The organism is Leifsonia sp. RCC_180 (assembly GCF_058138205.1).
On the sequence record NZ_CP200340.1, the window covers coordinates 786,981 to 802,886 of the forward strand.

General features: G+C 68.8%; 26 protein-coding genes. 19 read left to right on the forward strand and 7 right to left on the reverse strand.

What is annotated here, in order from left to right:
• Nucleotides 1-2 precede the first annotated feature (2 nt).
• Complete coding sequence (locus AB7E03_RS03865; protein ID WP_489939481.1) at nt 3-848, forward strand: class II glutamine amidotransferase; 846 nt, start codon at nt 3-5, stop codon at nt 846-848.
• 25 nt (nt 849-873) lie between these two features.
• Here AB7E03_RS03865 and AB7E03_RS03870 read toward each other — a convergent pair whose 3' ends face one another.
• Nucleotides 874-1,362, reverse strand: coding sequence for an FBP domain-containing protein (locus AB7E03_RS03870; protein WP_489939483.1), 489 nt, complete (start codon nt 1,360-1,362; stop codon nt 874-876).
• 339 nt (nt 1,363-1,701) lie between these two features.
• Between AB7E03_RS03870 and AB7E03_RS03875 the strand changes: the two genes are divergently transcribed.
• Nucleotides 1,702-2,091 (forward strand): RidA family protein, encoded by a 390-nt coding sequence (locus AB7E03_RS03875; RefSeq protein ID WP_489939485.1) that lies wholly within the window; start codon nt 1,702-1,704, stop codon nt 2,089-2,091.
• A gap of 18 nt (nt 2,092-2,109) precedes the next feature.
• Here AB7E03_RS03875 and AB7E03_RS03880 read toward each other — a convergent pair whose 3' ends face one another.
• On the reverse strand, nt 2,110-2,340 hold the full coding sequence (locus AB7E03_RS03880; RefSeq protein WP_441782228.1) for a hypothetical protein: 231 nt from the start codon (nt 2,338-2,340) through the stop codon (nt 2,110-2,112).
• Nucleotides 2,341-2,469: 129 nt separating this feature from the next.
• Here AB7E03_RS03880 and AB7E03_RS03885 point away from each other — a divergent pair, with 129 nt between their 5' ends.
• The 5 genes from AB7E03_RS03885 to AB7E03_RS03905 all read left to right on the forward strand — a co-directional run bounded on the left by AB7E03_RS03885 (nt 2,470) and on the right by AB7E03_RS03905 (nt 5,861).
• Complete coding sequence (locus AB7E03_RS03885) at nt 2,470-3,213, forward strand: class I SAM-dependent methyltransferase (protein ID WP_489939487.1); 744 nt, start codon at nt 2,470-2,472, stop codon at nt 3,211-3,213.
• 79 nt (nt 3,214-3,292) lie between these two features.
• A complete protein-coding gene (locus AB7E03_RS03890) occupies nt 3,293-3,676 on the forward strand; it encodes a YciI family protein (protein ID WP_489939489.1) in 384 nt (127 codons plus the stop codon).
• Between the two features lie 197 nt (nt 3,677-3,873).
• Nucleotides 3,874-4,833 (forward strand): RNA polymerase subunit sigma-70, encoded by a 960-nt coding sequence (locus AB7E03_RS03895; RefSeq protein ID WP_489939491.1) that lies wholly within the window; start codon nt 3,874-3,876, stop codon nt 4,831-4,833.
• 61 nt (nt 4,834-4,894) lie between these two features.
• Entirely contained in the window at nt 4,895-5,449 is a 555-nt protein-coding gene (locus AB7E03_RS03900) for a dihydrofolate reductase family protein (protein ID WP_489939493.1), read from the forward strand.
• Between the two features lie 61 nt (nt 5,450-5,510).
• A complete protein-coding gene (locus AB7E03_RS03905) occupies nt 5,511-5,861 on the forward strand; it encodes a VOC family protein (RefSeq protein WP_489939495.1) in 351 nt (116 codons plus the stop codon).
• Between the two features lie 20 nt (nt 5,862-5,881).
• Here AB7E03_RS03905 and AB7E03_RS03910 read toward each other — a convergent pair whose 3' ends face one another.
• Complete coding sequence (locus tag AB7E03_RS03910; RefSeq protein WP_489939497.1) at nt 5,882-6,688, reverse strand: SRPBCC domain-containing protein; 807 nt, start codon at nt 6,686-6,688, stop codon at nt 5,882-5,884.
• 74 nt (nt 6,689-6,762) lie between these two features.
• Here AB7E03_RS03910 and AB7E03_RS03915 point away from each other — a divergent pair, with 74 nt between their 5' ends.
• The 4 genes from AB7E03_RS03915 to AB7E03_RS03930 all read left to right on the forward strand — a co-directional run bounded on the left by AB7E03_RS03915 (nt 6,763) and on the right by AB7E03_RS03930 (nt 8,782).
• Nucleotides 6,763-7,221: an SRPBCC family protein gene (locus AB7E03_RS03915; protein ID WP_489939499.1), complete on the forward strand. Its 459-nt coding sequence runs from the start codon at nt 6,763-6,765 to the stop codon at nt 7,219-7,221.
• An 81-nt stretch (nt 7,222-7,302) separates the two neighbouring features.
• Nucleotides 7,303-7,668: an ArsR/SmtB family transcription factor gene (locus tag AB7E03_RS03920; protein WP_489939501.1), complete on the forward strand. Its 366-nt coding sequence runs from the start codon at nt 7,303-7,305 to the stop codon at nt 7,666-7,668.
• Between the two features lie 17 nt (nt 7,669-7,685).
• The gene (locus AB7E03_RS03925; RefSeq protein WP_489939503.1) at nt 7,686-8,162 is read left to right on the forward strand and encodes an SRPBCC family protein; all 477 of its coding nucleotides are present in this window, start codon (nt 7,686-7,688) and stop codon (nt 8,160-8,162) included.
• 5 nt (nt 8,163-8,167) lie between these two features.
• Entirely contained in the window at nt 8,168-8,782 is a 615-nt protein-coding gene (locus AB7E03_RS03930) for a dihydrofolate reductase family protein (RefSeq protein WP_489939505.1), read from the forward strand.
• Between the two features lie 29 nt (nt 8,783-8,811).
• Here AB7E03_RS03930 and AB7E03_RS03935 read toward each other — a convergent pair whose 3' ends face one another.
• Nucleotides 8,812-9,261, reverse strand: coding sequence for an ester cyclase (locus tag AB7E03_RS03935; protein ID WP_489939507.1), 450 nt, complete (start codon nt 9,259-9,261; stop codon nt 8,812-8,814).
• A gap of 76 nt (nt 9,262-9,337) precedes the next feature.
• Between AB7E03_RS03935 and AB7E03_RS03940 the strand changes: the two genes are divergently transcribed.
• The gene (locus AB7E03_RS03940; protein ID WP_489939509.1) at nt 9,338-9,946 is read left to right on the forward strand and encodes a TetR/AcrR family transcriptional regulator; all 609 of its coding nucleotides are present in this window, start codon (nt 9,338-9,340) and stop codon (nt 9,944-9,946) included.
• Between the two features lie 27 nt (nt 9,947-9,973).
• A complete protein-coding gene (locus AB7E03_RS03945) occupies nt 9,974-10,723 on the forward strand; it encodes a nucleotidyltransferase domain-containing protein (protein WP_489939511.1) in 750 nt (249 codons plus the stop codon).
• Between the two features lie 30 nt (nt 10,724-10,753).
• Here AB7E03_RS03945 and AB7E03_RS03950 read toward each other — a convergent pair whose 3' ends face one another.
• Nucleotides 10,754-10,948: a hypothetical protein gene (locus tag AB7E03_RS03950; RefSeq protein ID WP_489939513.1), complete on the reverse strand. Its 195-nt coding sequence runs from the start codon at nt 10,946-10,948 to the stop codon at nt 10,754-10,756.
• A gap of 46 nt (nt 10,949-10,994) precedes the next feature.
• On the opposite strand from AB7E03_RS03950, the gene AB7E03_RS03955 reads away from it, so the two are divergent.
• The 5 genes from AB7E03_RS03955 to AB7E03_RS03975 all read left to right on the forward strand — a co-directional run bounded on the left by AB7E03_RS03955 (nt 10,995) and on the right by AB7E03_RS03975 (nt 14,098).
• Nucleotides 10,995-11,501 carry a GNAT family N-acetyltransferase gene (locus AB7E03_RS03955; RefSeq protein ID WP_489939515.1) on the forward strand — a complete coding sequence of 169 codons (507 nt, stop codon included), beginning with the start codon at nt 10,995-10,997 and terminating at the stop codon, nt 11,499-11,501.
• A 51-nt stretch (nt 11,502-11,552) separates the two neighbouring features.
• Nucleotides 11,553-12,152: a dihydrofolate reductase family protein gene (locus AB7E03_RS03960; RefSeq protein WP_489939517.1), complete on the forward strand. Its 600-nt coding sequence runs from the start codon at nt 11,553-11,555 to the stop codon at nt 12,150-12,152.
• 14 nt (nt 12,153-12,166) lie between these two features.
• Complete coding sequence (locus tag AB7E03_RS03965) at nt 12,167-12,496, forward strand: YciI family protein (RefSeq protein ID WP_489939519.1); 330 nt, start codon at nt 12,167-12,169, stop codon at nt 12,494-12,496.
• Nucleotides 12,493-13,704 carry an RNA polymerase sigma factor gene (locus tag AB7E03_RS03970; RefSeq protein WP_489939521.1) on the forward strand — a complete coding sequence of 404 codons (1,212 nt, stop codon included), beginning with the start codon at nt 12,493-12,495 and terminating at the stop codon, nt 13,702-13,704. The genes AB7E03_RS03965 and AB7E03_RS03970 overlap by 4 nt, the downstream gene beginning before the upstream one ends.
• Nucleotides 13,705-13,822: 118 nt before the next feature.
• The gene (locus AB7E03_RS03975) at nt 13,823-14,098 is read left to right on the forward strand and encodes a DUF4190 domain-containing protein (protein WP_489939523.1); all 276 of its coding nucleotides are present in this window, start codon (nt 13,823-13,825) and stop codon (nt 14,096-14,098) included.
• 31 nt (nt 14,099-14,129) lie between these two features.
• On the opposite strand, the gene AB7E03_RS03980 is transcribed toward AB7E03_RS03975, so the two are convergent.
• Entirely contained in the window at nt 14,130-15,023 is an 894-nt protein-coding gene (locus AB7E03_RS03980) for a hypothetical protein (protein WP_489939525.1), read from the reverse strand.
• A 93-nt stretch (nt 15,024-15,116) separates the two neighbouring features.
• On the opposite strand from AB7E03_RS03980, the gene AB7E03_RS03985 reads away from it, so the two are divergent.
• Nucleotides 15,117-15,410, forward strand: coding sequence for a DUF4287 domain-containing protein (locus AB7E03_RS03985; RefSeq protein ID WP_489939527.1), 294 nt, complete (start codon nt 15,117-15,119; stop codon nt 15,408-15,410).
• Nucleotides 15,411-15,415: 5 nt separating this feature from the next.
• Here AB7E03_RS03985 and AB7E03_RS03990 read toward each other — a convergent pair whose 3' ends face one another.
• Complete coding sequence (locus AB7E03_RS03990; RefSeq protein ID WP_489939531.1) at nt 15,416-15,877, reverse strand: VOC family protein; 462 nt, start codon at nt 15,875-15,877, stop codon at nt 15,416-15,418.
• Between the last annotated feature and the right edge of the window lie 29 nt (nt 15,878-15,906).

Consider the following 15,906-nt stretch of genomic DNA (forward strand, 5'->3'; position numbering starts at 1 on the left):
TCATGTGCCGTTGGCTTGCGTATACCGGGGAGCCCCTGAAGCCCTCGGAAATCATCCTCAACAGCCAGCATTCGCTGGTCGCCCAGTCACTCAACTCCGAACTCGGGGTGGAGACCGTGAACGGCGACGGCTTCGGCATCGGGTGGTACCCCGAGGACCCGTCGCACGGAAACATCCCGGCTTTGTACCACAGCATCGAGCCGGCCTGGAACGACGAGAACCTGCGCGAGCTGAGCGGCGCCATCGCCAGTCCGCTGTTCTTCGCGCATGTCCGCGCGGCGGCCGGTCCGCCGATTCAGCAGACGAACTGCCATCCCTTCCGGTACGAGAACTGGCTGTTCATGCACAACGGCTTCCTCGACGGGTTCAGCGAGATGAAGCGCGACCTCGCTTTCGCGGTCGACCCGTCGCTGTACCCGCTCATCCATGGGACCACCGACACCGAGGTGCTGTTCTACCTCGCGCTCACCCTGGGCCTGAGGGACGACCCGGTGGCCGGCCTCAGCCGGGCGGTTCAGATGGTGGAGAAGGTGGGCCACGAGAAGGGCATCAGCTTCCCCATGCAGGGCACCGTCGCGGTGAGCGACGGACACACGCTATGGGCGTTCCGATACTCCACTTCGCACAACACCAGAAGCCTGTTCCACTCGGTGGCGATTCCGGAGCTGCGCGAGCTCTACCCGGACGCGGAACGGCTCCAGATCTTCGGAGACAACGCGAAAGTCGTGGTCTCCGAGCCGTTCAGCGACCTACCGGGGACTTTCGTCGAAGTACCGGAGTCGACCGTCGCGATCCTGGACGACTCCGGCTACCACCATGAGCCCTTCATGGAGGCGGTGGCGGTCTAAGCCGCCACCGCCTCCAGGGTCGGGTTCAGTCGTCGGCCTGAACCCGGCGGACGAACGCATCGACGTGGTCGCGTAGGGCGTCGATGCGCCGGAGCCGTGCCGCCTCGACGTCGAATCCGACGTACGCGGTGGGCGGGCGCTTCCGCACATTCGCCGAGCACTGGAACTCGGCGCACACCAGCGTGCCGAGGGTGTTGCCGTTCCGTCCGGCTTTTCCGGCGCGCTTGGCGATGAAGAAGACCACGTCGTTGGGCAGGTGGACGTCCTCGCACCAGGAGCACTGCGGTCGCGAACGGGTCCGTCCTTCTGCCTGTCGCAGGAGGACGCCGACGGGTTCGCCGTCGATGTGCGCGACCACGTACCCCTGGCCGGGGAGCTTGCGGTCACGCCAGCCGAGGAAGTCGATGTCGTCCCAGCGCACCTGCGCGAGATCGGGGAGGGTGAGCTCCTTGCGTTCGCGCTGGGACGCGTTGACGAAGGAGGAGCGGAGCTGTTGCTCGGTCAGGGGAAGCATGGATGAACGCCTGTCTGTCGTGACGATGGGTCGACCTGCCGCGGGCAGGCTGATGCCGGAGAGAACCGCCGGCGGGCATGCCGCTGCGGCGGGGTCGCGCCCGAGGGCGCGCGGAATCACCGAGAAGGGGACAGCGCTATCTCGCGCCGGCGCGATGCGCGCCGACGACCTCCAGACGCCCGGCGACCGCAGAGGGCGCACTGGGCTCAGAGACGAGCGGGTTCACCCCACCACTCTACCTGCCGGTCCTGTTTTCAGGACGGCGCGCCGCAGCGCGCCCGTACGGATGTCGGCGGTCGGCGGGAGAGTGGATGTCACACCGAAGAAGAAGGGGGCGCCATGTCCGACACACCGATCGCGGTCGATCCGCCGCAGCTGCACCGAAGCCCGGCCTTCGCGCAGGGGATGATCGTGCCCGCCGGGCCCATCCTCTTCGTCGGGGGTCAGAACGGCGTGGATGCGGAAGGCGCGCTGCTCGACGGGTTGCAGGCGCAGACCGAGCAGGCGCTGCGCAACCTCCTGATCGTGCTCGCCGAGGCGGGAAGCGGACCGGAGCACGTCGCCAAGCTGACCATCCACCTGGCGCCCGGGATAGACCCGACCGACGCGTACGGTGCCACGCGGACTGTCTGGGGCGATCACCGGACGGCGGTCACCGTGCTGACGGTCGCTCCGGGGCGGCCGGGCGCACTGGTCGAGATCGAGGCGGTCGCCGCCGTCCCGAGCTGACGCGGCGCCAGCCCGCCGTTATTCGTCCCGTGCGTCGGGTGCGTCGAATTCGGTCAGCTCCTCGACGATCTCTTCGCCTTCCTGGCCCGTGTCGTCGCGGCCACCGTCATCGGCCGCCTCGTCGCCCGTCGGCCCCGTGCGGAAGGCGCCCGTGCCTTCGTCGAGCGTCCCGGCGCCGTCCGGGTATCCCGCGTCGTCCGGGTACTCCGCGCCGTTCGAGGTTCCGTCGCGGTCTGCTGCGTTGTCCATGAGCGTCCTTCCAGGTCGTGAACGCATCATCTACCCGAGCGACGTCCTCGACCAGCCCCTCGACCCAGCCCTGCTCCGGCTCACGACCTCCACAAGCCTGGCGGCTCCGCCGCGGGTACAGTCGCATCCATGCCTGACCCGATGCACTTCGACCGGCATGCCGACCTGTACGACCGTGCCAGGCCGCCGTATCCCGACGCGCTCTGGGAGCGCCTGAGGGCTCTCGGCTTGCTGTCCGAGGGGAAGCGCGCGCTCGACGTGGGGGCGGGCACCGGGCAGGCCACCCAAGCCTTGGTGAGCGCCGGGATGCACGTCACCGCCATCGAGCCGGGTGCCGCTCTGGCCGCGCGCCTTCGGGAGCGGCTCCCGTCCGTCCGGGTTCTTCAGACGACGGCGGAGGGCGCCGACCTCCCGCCGGCAGCATTCGACGTTGTCACGATCGCCACGGCCGTGCACTGGTTCGACCTGGACGTGGTGCTGCCGAAGCTGCACGCGGCCCTCGCTTCGGGCGGCCGCCTCGCCGTCTGGCGGAACGCCTACGGCGACGAGTCGGTCCCGCCCACGCCGTTCCGGCGGCGGATGCAGGAGATCGTCGCGCGGCGCAACGCCCCGCCGCGTCCGGTTCCGGGAGAGTCGGACACTGCGCAGTGGGCGCGTCTCCTCGAGGTGGGCGGGCTCTTCGCGGTGGCGGCGATGGACGAGTTCCGCTGGACGATCGACCTCGACGAGGAGGTCGTCCGCGCCCTCTTCACGACCTTCAGCGACTGGACATCCGAGGAGGCGGACGAGGCGGCACGCAACGCGCGCGACCTCGGCGGGACAGTGACGGAGCACTACCTGACGCCGCTCATCGTGCTCGACCGGGTCGCCTGACCGGTGCCCCCTGTCGATTCGCGCCGCTTCCGTTCGACGTCATGTCAGGAGATCATCCACCACGACGAAGGGCTACACCATGAGTGAATTCATCATCCTGATCCACGGCGACGAGAAGCGCTGGAATGCGATGTCGGCGTCCGAGCGTGCGGAGATCGATGCTGCGCACGGCGAGTTCCGGACGAAGGCGGGGAATGCCGTTCTCGCGTCGGGCGAGCTGCAGGGTTCGGTCACGGCCGTCACGGTGCGGCGCGGAGAGGACGGCGAGCCGGTCGCTGTCGACGGACCGTTCACCGAGGCCAAGGAGGTCGTCGGCGGCTTCTACGTGATCGACGTCCCCGATCAGGCGGCCGCGGTCGCTCTCGCCTCGGGGCTCGCGGAGGCCCGGCACGATCACAGCGGTGTCCAGGTGCAGCCGCTGGTCGACCACAGTGCGGGCGACACCGGGATGAGCGGGGTCTGAGCGCAGTGGGGGTTTCCCGGGATGCCGTTCCGTCCACGTCGGGTTGAGACGTCTTCGTTCACGAATTCGTTTCCGCTTGGGGCGGCATCCCCGGGTACTCACAACGCTATCCGGCCGGTGGGGGTGTCCTCAATTCGGAGGACAGAAACCGTCAACAGTTGACGGGTGGCCCACCGGCGACTCACTAGGATCGGCCCATGGCGGCGTTCGGAGAGGCAGAACTCGAGGGCGTCCGTCGTGGGCTGCTGGCGTTCTCGTACCAGCTGCTGGGCTCCCCGTTCGAGGCGGAGGACGCGGTCCAGGATGCGATGGAGCGACTCTGGCGCTCCCGCGACTCGTTCGATCCCGCCCGTGCGTCGTTCGCGACCTGGGCGTATCGGGTCGCGCACAACGTGTGCGTGGACCGGTTGCGCGAGACCCCTCGCCGTCCGCTCCCGCGGGACCTGCGGGAGCCGGGACTGGAGGCCGGGGCACCGCTTGTTCCCGCATTCGACGTGCCGTGGCTGCTTCCGGCACCATCCGGGTGGATGGGCGGGTCGGAGGCCGAAGCGTCGGCCGAGCGCCGCGAGGAGGTGCGGTTCGCGGTGACCGCCATGCTGCAGGCGCTCTCGCCGACGCAGCGCGGGGCGTTCGTCCTCCGCGACATTCTCGGGCTCTCCGCGACCGAGACCGCGGACGTGCTCCAGGTGTCGATAGCGTCGGCGAACTCGTCGCTTCAGCGTGCGCGGGCGGCGATTCGGGCGGGGACTCAGCGGGCGGCTCCACTGGCCTCCGACGCCGTCGAGCGGTACGCACGCGCCATCGAGCGGGCCGACGTCGCGGCGCTCGCGTCGCTGGTAGCGGACGATGTGGTGTTCGAGATGCCGCCTGTGCCGGAGTGGTCGCTGGGCCGCACACCGTACGCCGCCTTCATGGCGCACCTGTTCGACTGGCGGGGCACCGCGTGGTCGACCACGCCGATCACGGCGAACGGCCAGAGCGGTCTCCTGCTCTATCGGGGCACCGGCGACGCCGCCGAGCCGCACACGGTCCAGCTCTTCGACGGCGCCGACGGTGTCGACGGCGCCGACAGCGGCGGCGTGATCGGGCACGTCCTCGTCTATCAGGATGCGCGCCTCTTCGCGCTGTTCGAGAGGTCGGCGCTGCCGCAGCGATGAGTTTCGAGTCCGCCGACCGTATGTCCTGGTGAAGCATCCACCGACATGAGGGAGACGGACGATGAGACGAGTGATCGTGGTGCAGTTCATCACGCTGGATGGCGTGGTGGAGGACCCGGACGGCAGCGACGGCATGCCGTTCGGAGGCTGGGCGATGCGGTTCGGGCCGCAGGGGGTCGCGGGGGACAAGTTCCGCCTGGGCAGCATCCTGGAGACCGGGGTGCTGCTCTTCGGCCGCCGGACGTGGGAGCACTTCGCCACGCTGTGGCCCACGCGCGACGATGACTTCTCGCGGGCCATGAACCAGGCGCGCAAGGCGGTGGTGACCGAGCGGGCGCTTCCAGAGGACACGTGGTCGAACTCCGAGGCGATCGGCGGCGAGGTCAGCCGCTGGCTGGGGCAGACGCTTCCCGACCGGGATGTGGTGGTGATCGGCAGTGGCTCGGTGGCGACGGAACTGGCCGAGAAGGACGCGGTCGACGAGTACCGCCTGCTGACCTTTCCGCTCGCGGTAGGTGCGGGGCGGCGGCTCTTCGGCGCGGAGACGCAGCTTCGGCTGCTCTCTGCCGAGCAGGTGGGCCCGGCCGCGCTCACGGTGTACGACGCACGCGGATGAGCACAGCAGCAGCCCGCGATGGATGCGCTACCTTCATTCCCACGACGAGGGGAGGCCAGAGGTGGGCGTGACGGGAATCGGCGGGGTGTTCCTCCGCAGCCGCGATCCGGAGGCCAGGGCGGTCTGGTACCGGGAGCATCTGGGCATCGACGCCGGGTCGGATGCCGTGTGGCACCAGGAGGCGGGCATGACGGTGTTCGCGCCGTTCCCGGCCGACTCCGACTACTTCGCCGCCGATCAGCCTCTGATGCTTAACCTCCGGGTGACGGAGCTGGATGACCTGGTCGCGTCCCTGGAAGCGGCGGGCATTGCCGTCGAGCGGCGGCCCGAGTGGGATGGCGAGTACGGCAGCTTCGCCCGCATCCACGATCCGGAGGGGCTCCCGATCGAGCTGTGGGAGTCGGCCGGCTGAGACGAGCTGTCCGACCGCCCTCACTCGTCCGGCGCGGTGACGACCTCCTCCAACGCATCCAGCAGTTGCGTCCAGCCCGGCTCCAGTCCCGCGGTCATGGAGGCGGACGCCTCTGTCGGGGCGTCGGCGCGGATGGTCAGCTCGAGCACGCACGGCTCCTCGCCGGACAGTTCCAGCTCGTGGACAGCGTCGAACAGCGGCTCCCCATCGGCGCCCAGGGGAGCGAGAGTGAAGACGAGCCGCCGACCGGGCTCCACCTCCGTCACCACGCCGGCGGACGCGTAGCGCGCGCCGTCGCCCTCCTGCAGCTGGAGCTCGACACGGCCGCCGGGGACGGCATCCATTCGGCAGTGCACCACCGTGAAGTGCTGGGGAGCCCACCACCGGGCGAGCACCGATGGGTCGGTCCAGGCGGCCCACAGCCGTTGCCGAGAAGCAGGCACTGCTCGCGCCAGCCGAATCAGAGTCGGGCCGGCGGCACCCTCGGCTCCCGCCGCCTCGGCCGCCGTGACCGAGCGAACGTACTCGTCCAGGATCCCGTCGTCGGCCGAGGGGATGGCCACTTGCCCGAGCCAGTCGGCGAGCGCGGCCACCACCTCGCGGTCGACACTGGCCAGCCGTCGCCGGCCGAGGCGGTGGATCCGGATGACGCCGGCCGCCTCCAACGCCTGAAGGTGCTTCGTCGTCTGCGGCTGCAGCGCACCGATCGCCGCGGCGACCTCGCCGACGGTGTGCGGGCGCCTGGCGAGCGTGGTCAGGATGCGGAAGCGCGTCGGCTCGGACAGCGTCGCCAGCGCCTGCCGCACAGCGTCGTTCGTCAGCTCCATCCGGTGACCTCGATTCAGTACTTGACACATTCGTCACGACGAATATAACGTTCGACCGAGCGAAGGAGCAAACCATGGAAACGATCGAGAGAATCATTCCCGCACCGGTCGAGACGGTCTGGCGGCTGTGGACGACACCGGAGGGTATCGCGCAGTGGTGGGCGCCGGACGGCTTCCGCACCGACGTGTCGCAGTTGGACCTCAGGCCCGGGGAAGAGCTGGTCTACACCATGACGGCGATCGCACCCGAGATGGTCGCGTTCATGGAGCAGAACGGGATGCCTCTGAGCACCGAATCCCGCAAGGTGTTCACGGAACTGGACGAGCTGACGCGCGTCGCGTACCGGTCGCTGATCGACTTCGTCCCCGATCACGCCCCGTACGAGCAGCTGACCGTCGTCGATCTGGTGCCGACGGAAGAGGGCACCCGTGTCGTCATGCAGGCGGAGCCGCTGCACGACGAGGTGTGGACGGAGCGCCTGTTGGCCGGCCGCGCCAACGAGCTGGAGAACCTGGCGCGCCTCGTCGGGTGAGTGGGCGGGGAGGTGTTGACGCGGGACCGGTCGGGTCGTACTCTTAATCAATCAAGTAGTTGATTAAACGGACGGTTGACCATGGTGGACGATGACGAACTCGACAGGGCATTCTCGGCCCTCGCCGATCCGGTGCGACGCGCGATGGTCGCGCGCCTGAGCCGCGGGCCGGCGACCGTCGGGGAGCTCGCCGAGCCGTTCCGGATCACCCTCCAGGCGGTGTCGAAGCACATCGGTGTTCTCGAGGCGGCCGGGCTGGTCTGGCGGACGCGGGAGGCGCAGCGCCGCCCCGTCCACCTGGATGCGGCCGCCCTCGAGCAGCTCACCGCCTGGATCGACCGCTACCGCCTCGACGCGGAAGCGCGCTACCGGCAGCTCGACGGCATCCTCGCCGCCCGCTCACCGGGTCGCCCCGACGGCGACGCCGCCCCACCCTCACCCCAGTAGAAGAAGGACGAATCATCATGAGCAATCCCGTCATCATCGACGCGGTCCCGGGCACCTCGTACGCCGACCTCACGCGCGAATTCGAGGTGCCGGTGCAGGCGCTGTTCCGCGCCCACACCGACCCGCAGCTGTATGCCGAGTGGATCGGTCCCCGGCGCCTCGAGACGACCATCACCGAGTGGGATTTCCGCACCGGCGGTGCCTACGGGTTCGAGCAGCGCGACCCGGAAGGCGGTGTCTACGGCTTCCGGGGCGTCATCCACACCGTGCTCGAGAATGAGCTGATCATCCAGACGTTCGAGTTCCTCGGAGCGCCTGGCGAGGTGAGCCTGGAGCGCACCCGCTTCGAGGCGCTCGGCAACGACCGCTCCCGCCTGGTGGGTCGCTCGGTCTTCACGTCCAAGGAAGCCCTGGAGCAGATGATCGCCTCCGGCATGGAGCACGGCGTGGTCGAAGGCTACGAGAAGCTCGACGAGCTGCTGGCCAGGGCGTGACCGGCATGACGCGCGTAGTGGCCGACATCTCGGTCTCGCTCGACGGCTTCGTCGCCGGTCCGAATGCGGGGGTGCGCAACGGCATGGGCGACGGAGGAATGCAGTTGCACGCCTGGGCGTTCTCCGACGATCCGGACGAACGGAGACTGCTGCAGCGGGGCACGGACCGTTCCGGCGCCGTCATCATGGGCCGCACCCTGTTCGACGTGGTCGACGGCCCTGACGGGTGGAGCGACGAGGTCGGTTACGGCGCCGAAGAGGTGGGCCGGCCGCCGTTCTTCGTGGTGACCCGGTCCGCGCCCGAGTCGGTCAGGCTCATCGAACTCGACTGGACGTTCGTCACGACTGGTCTGGCCGACGCCGTCAGCGCCGCCCGGGAGAGCGCGGAGGCCGTGTCCGCGAAACGGGGGGAGAACGTCGACGTGGTCCTCATGGGCGGTGGCGAGCTCGTCGGCTCCGCGGTCAACGAGGGTCTGGTGGATGAGCTGGTCCTGCACCTGGCGCCGGTGCTGCTGGGATCGGGCACGCCGCTGTTCCGCAACCCGGTCCCGCGAACACTCGTGCAGCGCGATGTCGTGGTGACCAGCAACGCCACGCACCTGACCTACGACGTGGGCTGAGTCAGGGGCGATGAGTCAGGGGCGCTGTATCAGGGGCGCTGACCCGTCGGCACTTCGATCCGCCCGAGGCGGATGAGGATCTCGAAGCGGTCCGGCACGCCCCAGTGCTCGACGATCCGGCCGCCTGCGATGCGTGCGACATCCATGACGGTGAACTGCACGGGCAGACCGGTCGGCTGGCCGAAGAATGGGCCGGTGTTGGTGGCCGATCCTTCCGCCCGCACCCAGATGGTGTCGTCGCGCTCGACCCAGTCGCCGACCGTCAAGCGGAGGTCGGGGAAGGCGGTGTGGACGTCGGTCATCCCCTTCTTGACCTTGGCGATGGCGTCGGCCCCCGTTCCCGAGAGGCCGAACTGGTGCTCGACGAGGTCGGGGGAGCAGAGCTCGTCCACCACCTCGGTCCGGCCCTGCGCGAAGCCCTCGCTCAACATGCGCTCCATGATGTGGAGTGCGGTGGACTCGGTGTGTGTGGTGATCATGACAACTCCCTTGTCTGCACCTTTACTGCGGTGAGTGCAGTATCACTGCACTCAATGCACCACTAGTATCGATCTCGTGAACGCCGACGTCAAGACCGGATCGTCCTATCGCCAGGAGCAGGCGCAGCAGACCCGCCTGCGCATCGCCGAAGCCGCGCAGGTGCTGTTCGCTCGCGACGGCTACGCGGTCACGAGCATCGAGGCGATCGCGAAGGAGGCGGGGGTCGGAACCCGTACCGTGTACGCGGCGTATGGGGCCAAACGCGAGATCCTCAACGTCATCTGCGAGCGTTGGCTGGAGCGGGCCCGTGCCCGGGAACTAGCCGCCGAGATCCTCGAGGAGCCGGGGGAGCGTGCACGCGTCGCCGGAGCCACGCGGTGGCTCACCGTCCTGTACTCGACCGACTTCGACGTGGTCCGCATCCTCGACGGCGCCATGGACGAGGACGCGGAGACGCAGGCGCTGCTGCGGTCGAAACTCCGCGGCCGGAACCGCGTGATGGACAGCCTGATCGCGTCCGTGGAATCCGTACTGGTCGTGCCGCTGGCGGAAGCGCAGGCGGTCTACCGCGCCTTCGCGGCGACCGGTGTCTATCAAGAGCTGGTCGTGAACTCGGGATGGACGCCTGCTCGCTTCCAGGAGTGGCTCGCATCCACCCTGGCAACTCAGTTGCTCGGCGACTAGGCCAGGGCCCCGGCTAGCATCGCGTCCATGGACCCGTCACTCCTGCGCCTCGTCGATCAGCTGGCCGCGATCGAGGGAGTCGAAGCGATCACCCTGGGCGGCTCGCGCGCCACCGGCGAGGCGCGCGACGAGTCCGACTGGGATCTCGGCGTCTACTATCGCGGCCGTTTCGAACCGGCCGAGGTCCGTGCACTGGGCTACCCCGGCGAGGTCGCCGAGCTGGGCGCCTGGGGCGGGGGAGTCTTCAACGGCGGCGCGTGGCTGCGAGTGGACGGCGTCCCCGTTGACCTGCACTGGCGCGACCTCGACGTGGTGGATCGTGAGTGGGCGGATGCCGAGGCCGGCCGCATTCACATCGAGCCGCTCGCCTTCCATCTGGCGGGCATCCCCGGTTACCTCCTGCTGGCAGAGCTTGCGATCGCGCGGCCGTTGCACGGCGAGGTCCCGAGGCCGTCCTATCCGCCGGCCCTGCGGAGAAACGCGCCGCGGCTGTGGTCGGGAAACGCGCGGATGCACGCGTCCTATGCCCGGTCGCACGCCGCCGCGGGTCGGGTCGCGCAGTGCGTGTCCACCCTCACCGTCGCAGCCCTCCAGACCGCACACGCGGTGCTCGCGGCGCAGGGGGAGTGGGTGACCAACGAGAAGCGGCTGCTCGACTACGCCGGGATGCGCGAGCTCGACGACATCGTCACAGCCGCCGACCCCGATGCCCTCCCGCAGGTGTGCGACCGTGTGGAGGCGATCTGCCGCCCGGTGTGGGAGGCGGTCGGCGCGTGACGGCGCGGCCGCCCCACGCAAGCCCTGGTCTTAAGCCTTCGGCCGAGGGTCGCGCTTCGCGCCGGCGCGCTTCGACAGCGCCGAGCGCCGCACGAAGGCGATGACGAGCGTCCCGAGCACCAGAACGATCCCGATGATGCCCAGCCACAGCAGACCCTTGATGGCGAACCCGACGATCGCGAGGATGACCCACAGGACGACGAGGACGATCACCAGTATCAGCATGCTTCGACGCTACGCCGGAGAGCAGCCGTGCTCTACCCTGATCGGCATGGACGTCCGGATCCAGATCACCCCCGCCGTCGCCGTCGACGTTCCCGCGGTGGAGGAGCTCGTGCGCGAGGCTTACGAGCCGTACGTGGAACGCATCGGAAGGAAGCCCGGACCGCTACTGGAGGACTACGCCGCCATCGTCGCGGACGGCCGCGCGCTGGTGGCCCGCCGCGATGGCACGATCGTCGGGCTGCTCATCCTGTCCCAGCATCCCGACCACATCCTTGTCGAGAACATCGCCGTCGCCGCGAGCGAGCGCGGCATGGGGCTGGGGAGCCGGCTGCTCGCCATCGCGGACGACCGTGCCCGGGAAGCCGGAGTCGACGAGGTCCGGCTGTACACGCACGTGACGATGGTCGAGAACCTGGCGTACTACCCGCGGCGTGGATTCGTCGAGACGGGTCGTCGCACGGACGACGGTTTCGAGCGCGCTTTCTTCACGCGTCACGTCAAGGCGACAAATATTTCAGACCGGACTGTTGAATCGGCGCCGCCGCGTTCGTAGCAGGAGTGAAGCCGCCCACGGGAGGTGGCACGAACGAAGGGGAGCACCACCATGAGCACTACTCTCACTGTCGATTTCTTCTGCAGCGTCGACGGGTACGGCTCGGCCGAGGGCTGGCCCGGATACTGGGGCAAGGAAGGGCCCGAAGTGATCGAGGACCGCGTCCGCACCTTCGCCCAGGATCAGGTGCTCGTGTTCGGCGCCACCACGTTCCGTCAGTTCCGGAAGTTCGTCACGCTGTTCGACGAGCCGTACTACGGCAGCCTCAACGAGCTTCCGAAGATCGTCTTCTCCAGCACCCTCCAGGAGCCGCTGGAGTGGCAGAACTCGACCGTCATCGACGAGGACGCCGTGACGGCGATCGAGCGCCTGAAGCGGACCACCGACGTTCCGATGCGCTCGCACGGCAGCATCTCGTTGAACCGGGCGCTGCTCGCCGCAGGGCTGGTCGACCGGATCGAGATCATGATGTTCCCGGCGATCACCGGCCGTGCGGGATACGCCTCCCTCTTCCAGGGCGGCGCGGAGTTCGACCTGGACCTCCTCGAGTCGACCGTGCTCGACGGGCGGACCCAGAAGCTCGTGTACGCACCGCACGTGCACGGCGAGATCCCCGAGGGCGTCGGTCCGAAGCCCCGGAACGCGGATTGAGAGGGAGAGCGAACATGCAGTATCTGGTGAACGTCATCGACAGCCGCAGCAACTCGGGCACCGAGGAGGAAGCAGTCGCCATCGACGCGTTCAACGACAAGCTGCGCGCCGGCGGCCACTGGGTCTTCGGCGCCGGGCTGGCCGACCCGACCGTGTCGACGGTGATCGACGGCCGAGGGGATGAGCCGGCCTTCACCGACGGCCCCTTCGTCGAGTCGAAGGAGTGGGCGGCCGGCTTCTGGATCATCGAGGCACCCGATCTCGACGTGGCGTTGAAGCTGATGGGCGAAGGCTCGAAAGCCTGCAATCGCCGGCTCGAGGTGCGCCCTCTGCTGGAGCCGTGATCGACGCGCACGCGGCCCTCACCCGCGCCCACCGCGACGAGTGGGCGCGGGTGGTGGCAACCCTCGCCAAGCGGTTCGGCAACCTCGACACAGCCGAAGAGGCCGCAGCCGAGGCGTTCGCGACCGCGGCCGAGCGCTGGCCGGTGGACGGCATCCCGCCGCAACCGGGAGCCTGGCTCACCACCACAGCGACCCGCAAAGCGATCGACCGCATCCGCCGCGAGAGCACCCGCGATGCGCGACACAGGGAGGCGATGCTCGTGTACGAGACGGAGCCCGATCCACTCGGCGTGATCGACGACGACCGGCTGCGCCTGATCTTCATCTGCTGCCACCCTGCGCTGGCGGCCGAAGCCCGTGTCGCCCTCACGCTGCGGATGGTGGGCGGGCTCAGCGTGCCGGAGATCGCCCGCGCGTTCCGGGTGCAGGAGACCACGATGGGCGCGCGCATCACCCGGGCCAAGGCGAAGATCCAGGCCGCCGGCATCCCGTATCGCGTTCCGGCAGCGGACGATCTGCCGGGCCGGGTGACCGGCGTCCTCGCCGTGCTGTTCCTGATCTTCAACGAGGGCTACCTCGCCACCGGCCCGGACACCGCACCGGTACGGGAGGAACTGACGCGGGAGGCGATCCGGCTGGCCCGCCTGGTTCACGGGCTGCTGCCGCACGACGGAGAGGCGACCGGGATGCTGGCGCTCATGCTGCTCACGGACGCACGCCGTTCCGCGCGAGTGTCATCGTCGGGGGAGCTGGTGCCGCTGGCCCAGCAGGATCGCGGTCTGTGGGATGCGGCACTCATCGAGGAAGGGCACGCTCTCGTGCGCGAGCGCCTGGCCGCCGGAAAGGCGCCGGGCCGCTACCAACTACTTGCCGCCATCAATGCCGTCCACACTGACGGGGACGCGCCCGACTGGAGCCAGGTGGTCGCTCTCTACGACCAGCTGCTCCGGCTCGACGGCTCATCGGTCGTACGCCTGAACCGGGCGATCGCCGTGGGGGAGCGGGACGGGGCGGAGGCTGGACTCGCCCTCATCGACGAGCTCGGCCCTGCGCTGGACGGGTACCACGCGTACCATGGCGCGCGAGCAGGGCTGCTCGCGCGGCTTGGTCGGCCAGGCGCCTCCCGAGCGGCCTACGACGCCGCGATCCGACTGGCGGGCAATACGGCCGAGGTCGCGTACCTCACGCGTCGACGTGACGAGGCATAACGAGACGTGACGCGACGGAGCTGTTCGCGTCATGAAACGCACGGAATGGCGTCTTCTTCATCGGGTGGTGGAGCCCACGAGCGCTCCACACGAACACACCCTGTGAATGGAGCATCCCATGTCCGCTGCACCCGATACCCAGCTTCCCCCTCACCCGGCGAGCGCCCCCGCTCGCCAGCGGGGAACGAACACCCTGTCGATCATCTCCCTGATCTCGTCGTTCTTCATCGGCCTGGTCGGGGTCATCACCGGTCACATCGCACTCGTGCAGATCGGCAGGACCGGCCAGAGTGGTCGCGGCATGGCCATCACGGGCCTCGTCATCGGCTACGCGAACATCCTCGCCGGCCTCTTCTCGGCCGCTGTTCTCATCTTGTTCGCCATCACCGACTGAACGCGAGACCCACAGAGGCGGCTGCGATCGGTCAGGCCCACTCCTCGAAGACCATCAGCGGCACCCGCGCGTGCCACGACTGGAACGCCTTGCTCGACCCGATCGTGTCTTTGGTCGAGAAGTCGATTCCGCCGTTCATCCAGAACCACACCAGGTACCAGTCGTTGCTGGTGCCCCAGAAGAAGTTCTGGTTGGGCCAGTAGCCGTCCCCGCTGTCGCTGTGGTCCTCGTACCAGGAGGTGCCGTCGGACCACAGCTGGTCGCGGGTGTCCAGAATCGTCTCCATATCGCCGGGCCCGCGCCGGTGCTGCACCATGACGGCCAGCTGTGCGCGGTTGTGCGCGACCTGCAGGCTGGAGCTGTCCGCCCAGTCGTACGAGTACTCCACCAACCCGGAGACGCGGACGTAGGTGTTCGGTGCCTTCGGTTTGAACCAGAGCCCGAGACCTGCGCCGGCGTACATCCAGCCGCCTTCGGCGACCGGCCGGTCGACGTAGGTCTCGGTGAGGTCGATGAACATGCTGGCCTGCTGCTTATTGACGCTCGGACCGCGTGCCGCAGTGCCGGCCGCCCCGGGCGGCTGGAACGTGGTCCAGGTCACGTCGTACGGGGGAGCGGCGAAGAACAGCCGATCGCTGCTGCCTGTCGTCACGAGGCTGAGAGTGTGCAGTTCGCCCGGCGACGGATTCGCCTCCCGCGGGATCGAGACCGGCGCCTCCAGCCGCCCGATCGCAGCCGTCAGCTTGGCGAACCGCTCGTCACGGGAGACGACCTCGGCCACCTGTTCAGCGCGCCGCGAAGCACGCAGGTAGGCGTTCCGCGATTTCCTCAGATCCAGGTCGAAGACCCGGTCGAGCGCCTCTGAGGCGTACGGTTCGTCCGGCTTCTCTTCCGCCGCGCGGCGGTTTTCGGGTGTAACGGCCACGATGCCCTCCAGGAGCGCTGCGTGAGTCGCACGAACAGGCTCGGGATGTGCGCAAAGTAGCGCCGAGGTGCGGTGTGCGGCTAGACAGGACCCATGTCATTTCAGGCGTACTTGGACACCATCGAGAAGAAGACCGGCCTCACCCCGCGCGAACTGGTCGACATCGCGCATGAGAAGGGGCTCGACGCACCCGGTGTCAAGGCGGGCGACATCCTGAGCTGGCTGAAGGACGACTACGACCTCGGCCGTGGGCACGGGATGGCGCTGGTGCACGTCATCCAGAAAGGCCCGACGATCAGCACCAAGCACGTCGGGACGGACGGCGTCCACCGCGACGAGTCGGAGACCCTGTGGCTGGACGGGATCGCCACCAAGCCCGCCGGCTAGCTCTCTCAGCGCTCGCGCTGGTCGTCCGTGGTGAACCCCTCGCGCGTCTCACGCGTCTCCAGCGGCTCGAGCTCCTGGAAGAACGTGATCTGCCACCCCGCCGGTCCTTGGATGCGCGCGTTCAGGCTGCGGAACGGCGTCTCGATGGGAGGCGCGATCGAGGCCAGCCCTGCGTTTTCGGCCGCGGCGACGGCGGCCGGGGTGTCATCCACCTCGAGGGCGATGCGTAAAGAATGCGCGGCCGACTCCGGCACCCCCTCGACCACGTCGATGTTCGCGGCGTGAGCAGGCGTCGCCAGTTCGATGGTCGCGATGCCGGCATGGAGGATCGCCACCCGGTCATCGCCCTCGGTGGCGAACGCCGCCTGCTCCGGCATCCCGAGCACATCCCGGTAGAAGCGGAGGGCACCGTCGAAGTCGTCGGTCTCGATGATCAGGCGGAGCTGTTTCGGTCGGTTGGTCGTCATGCGTCCAGTGTGGCGCGGAGGGGGGAGCG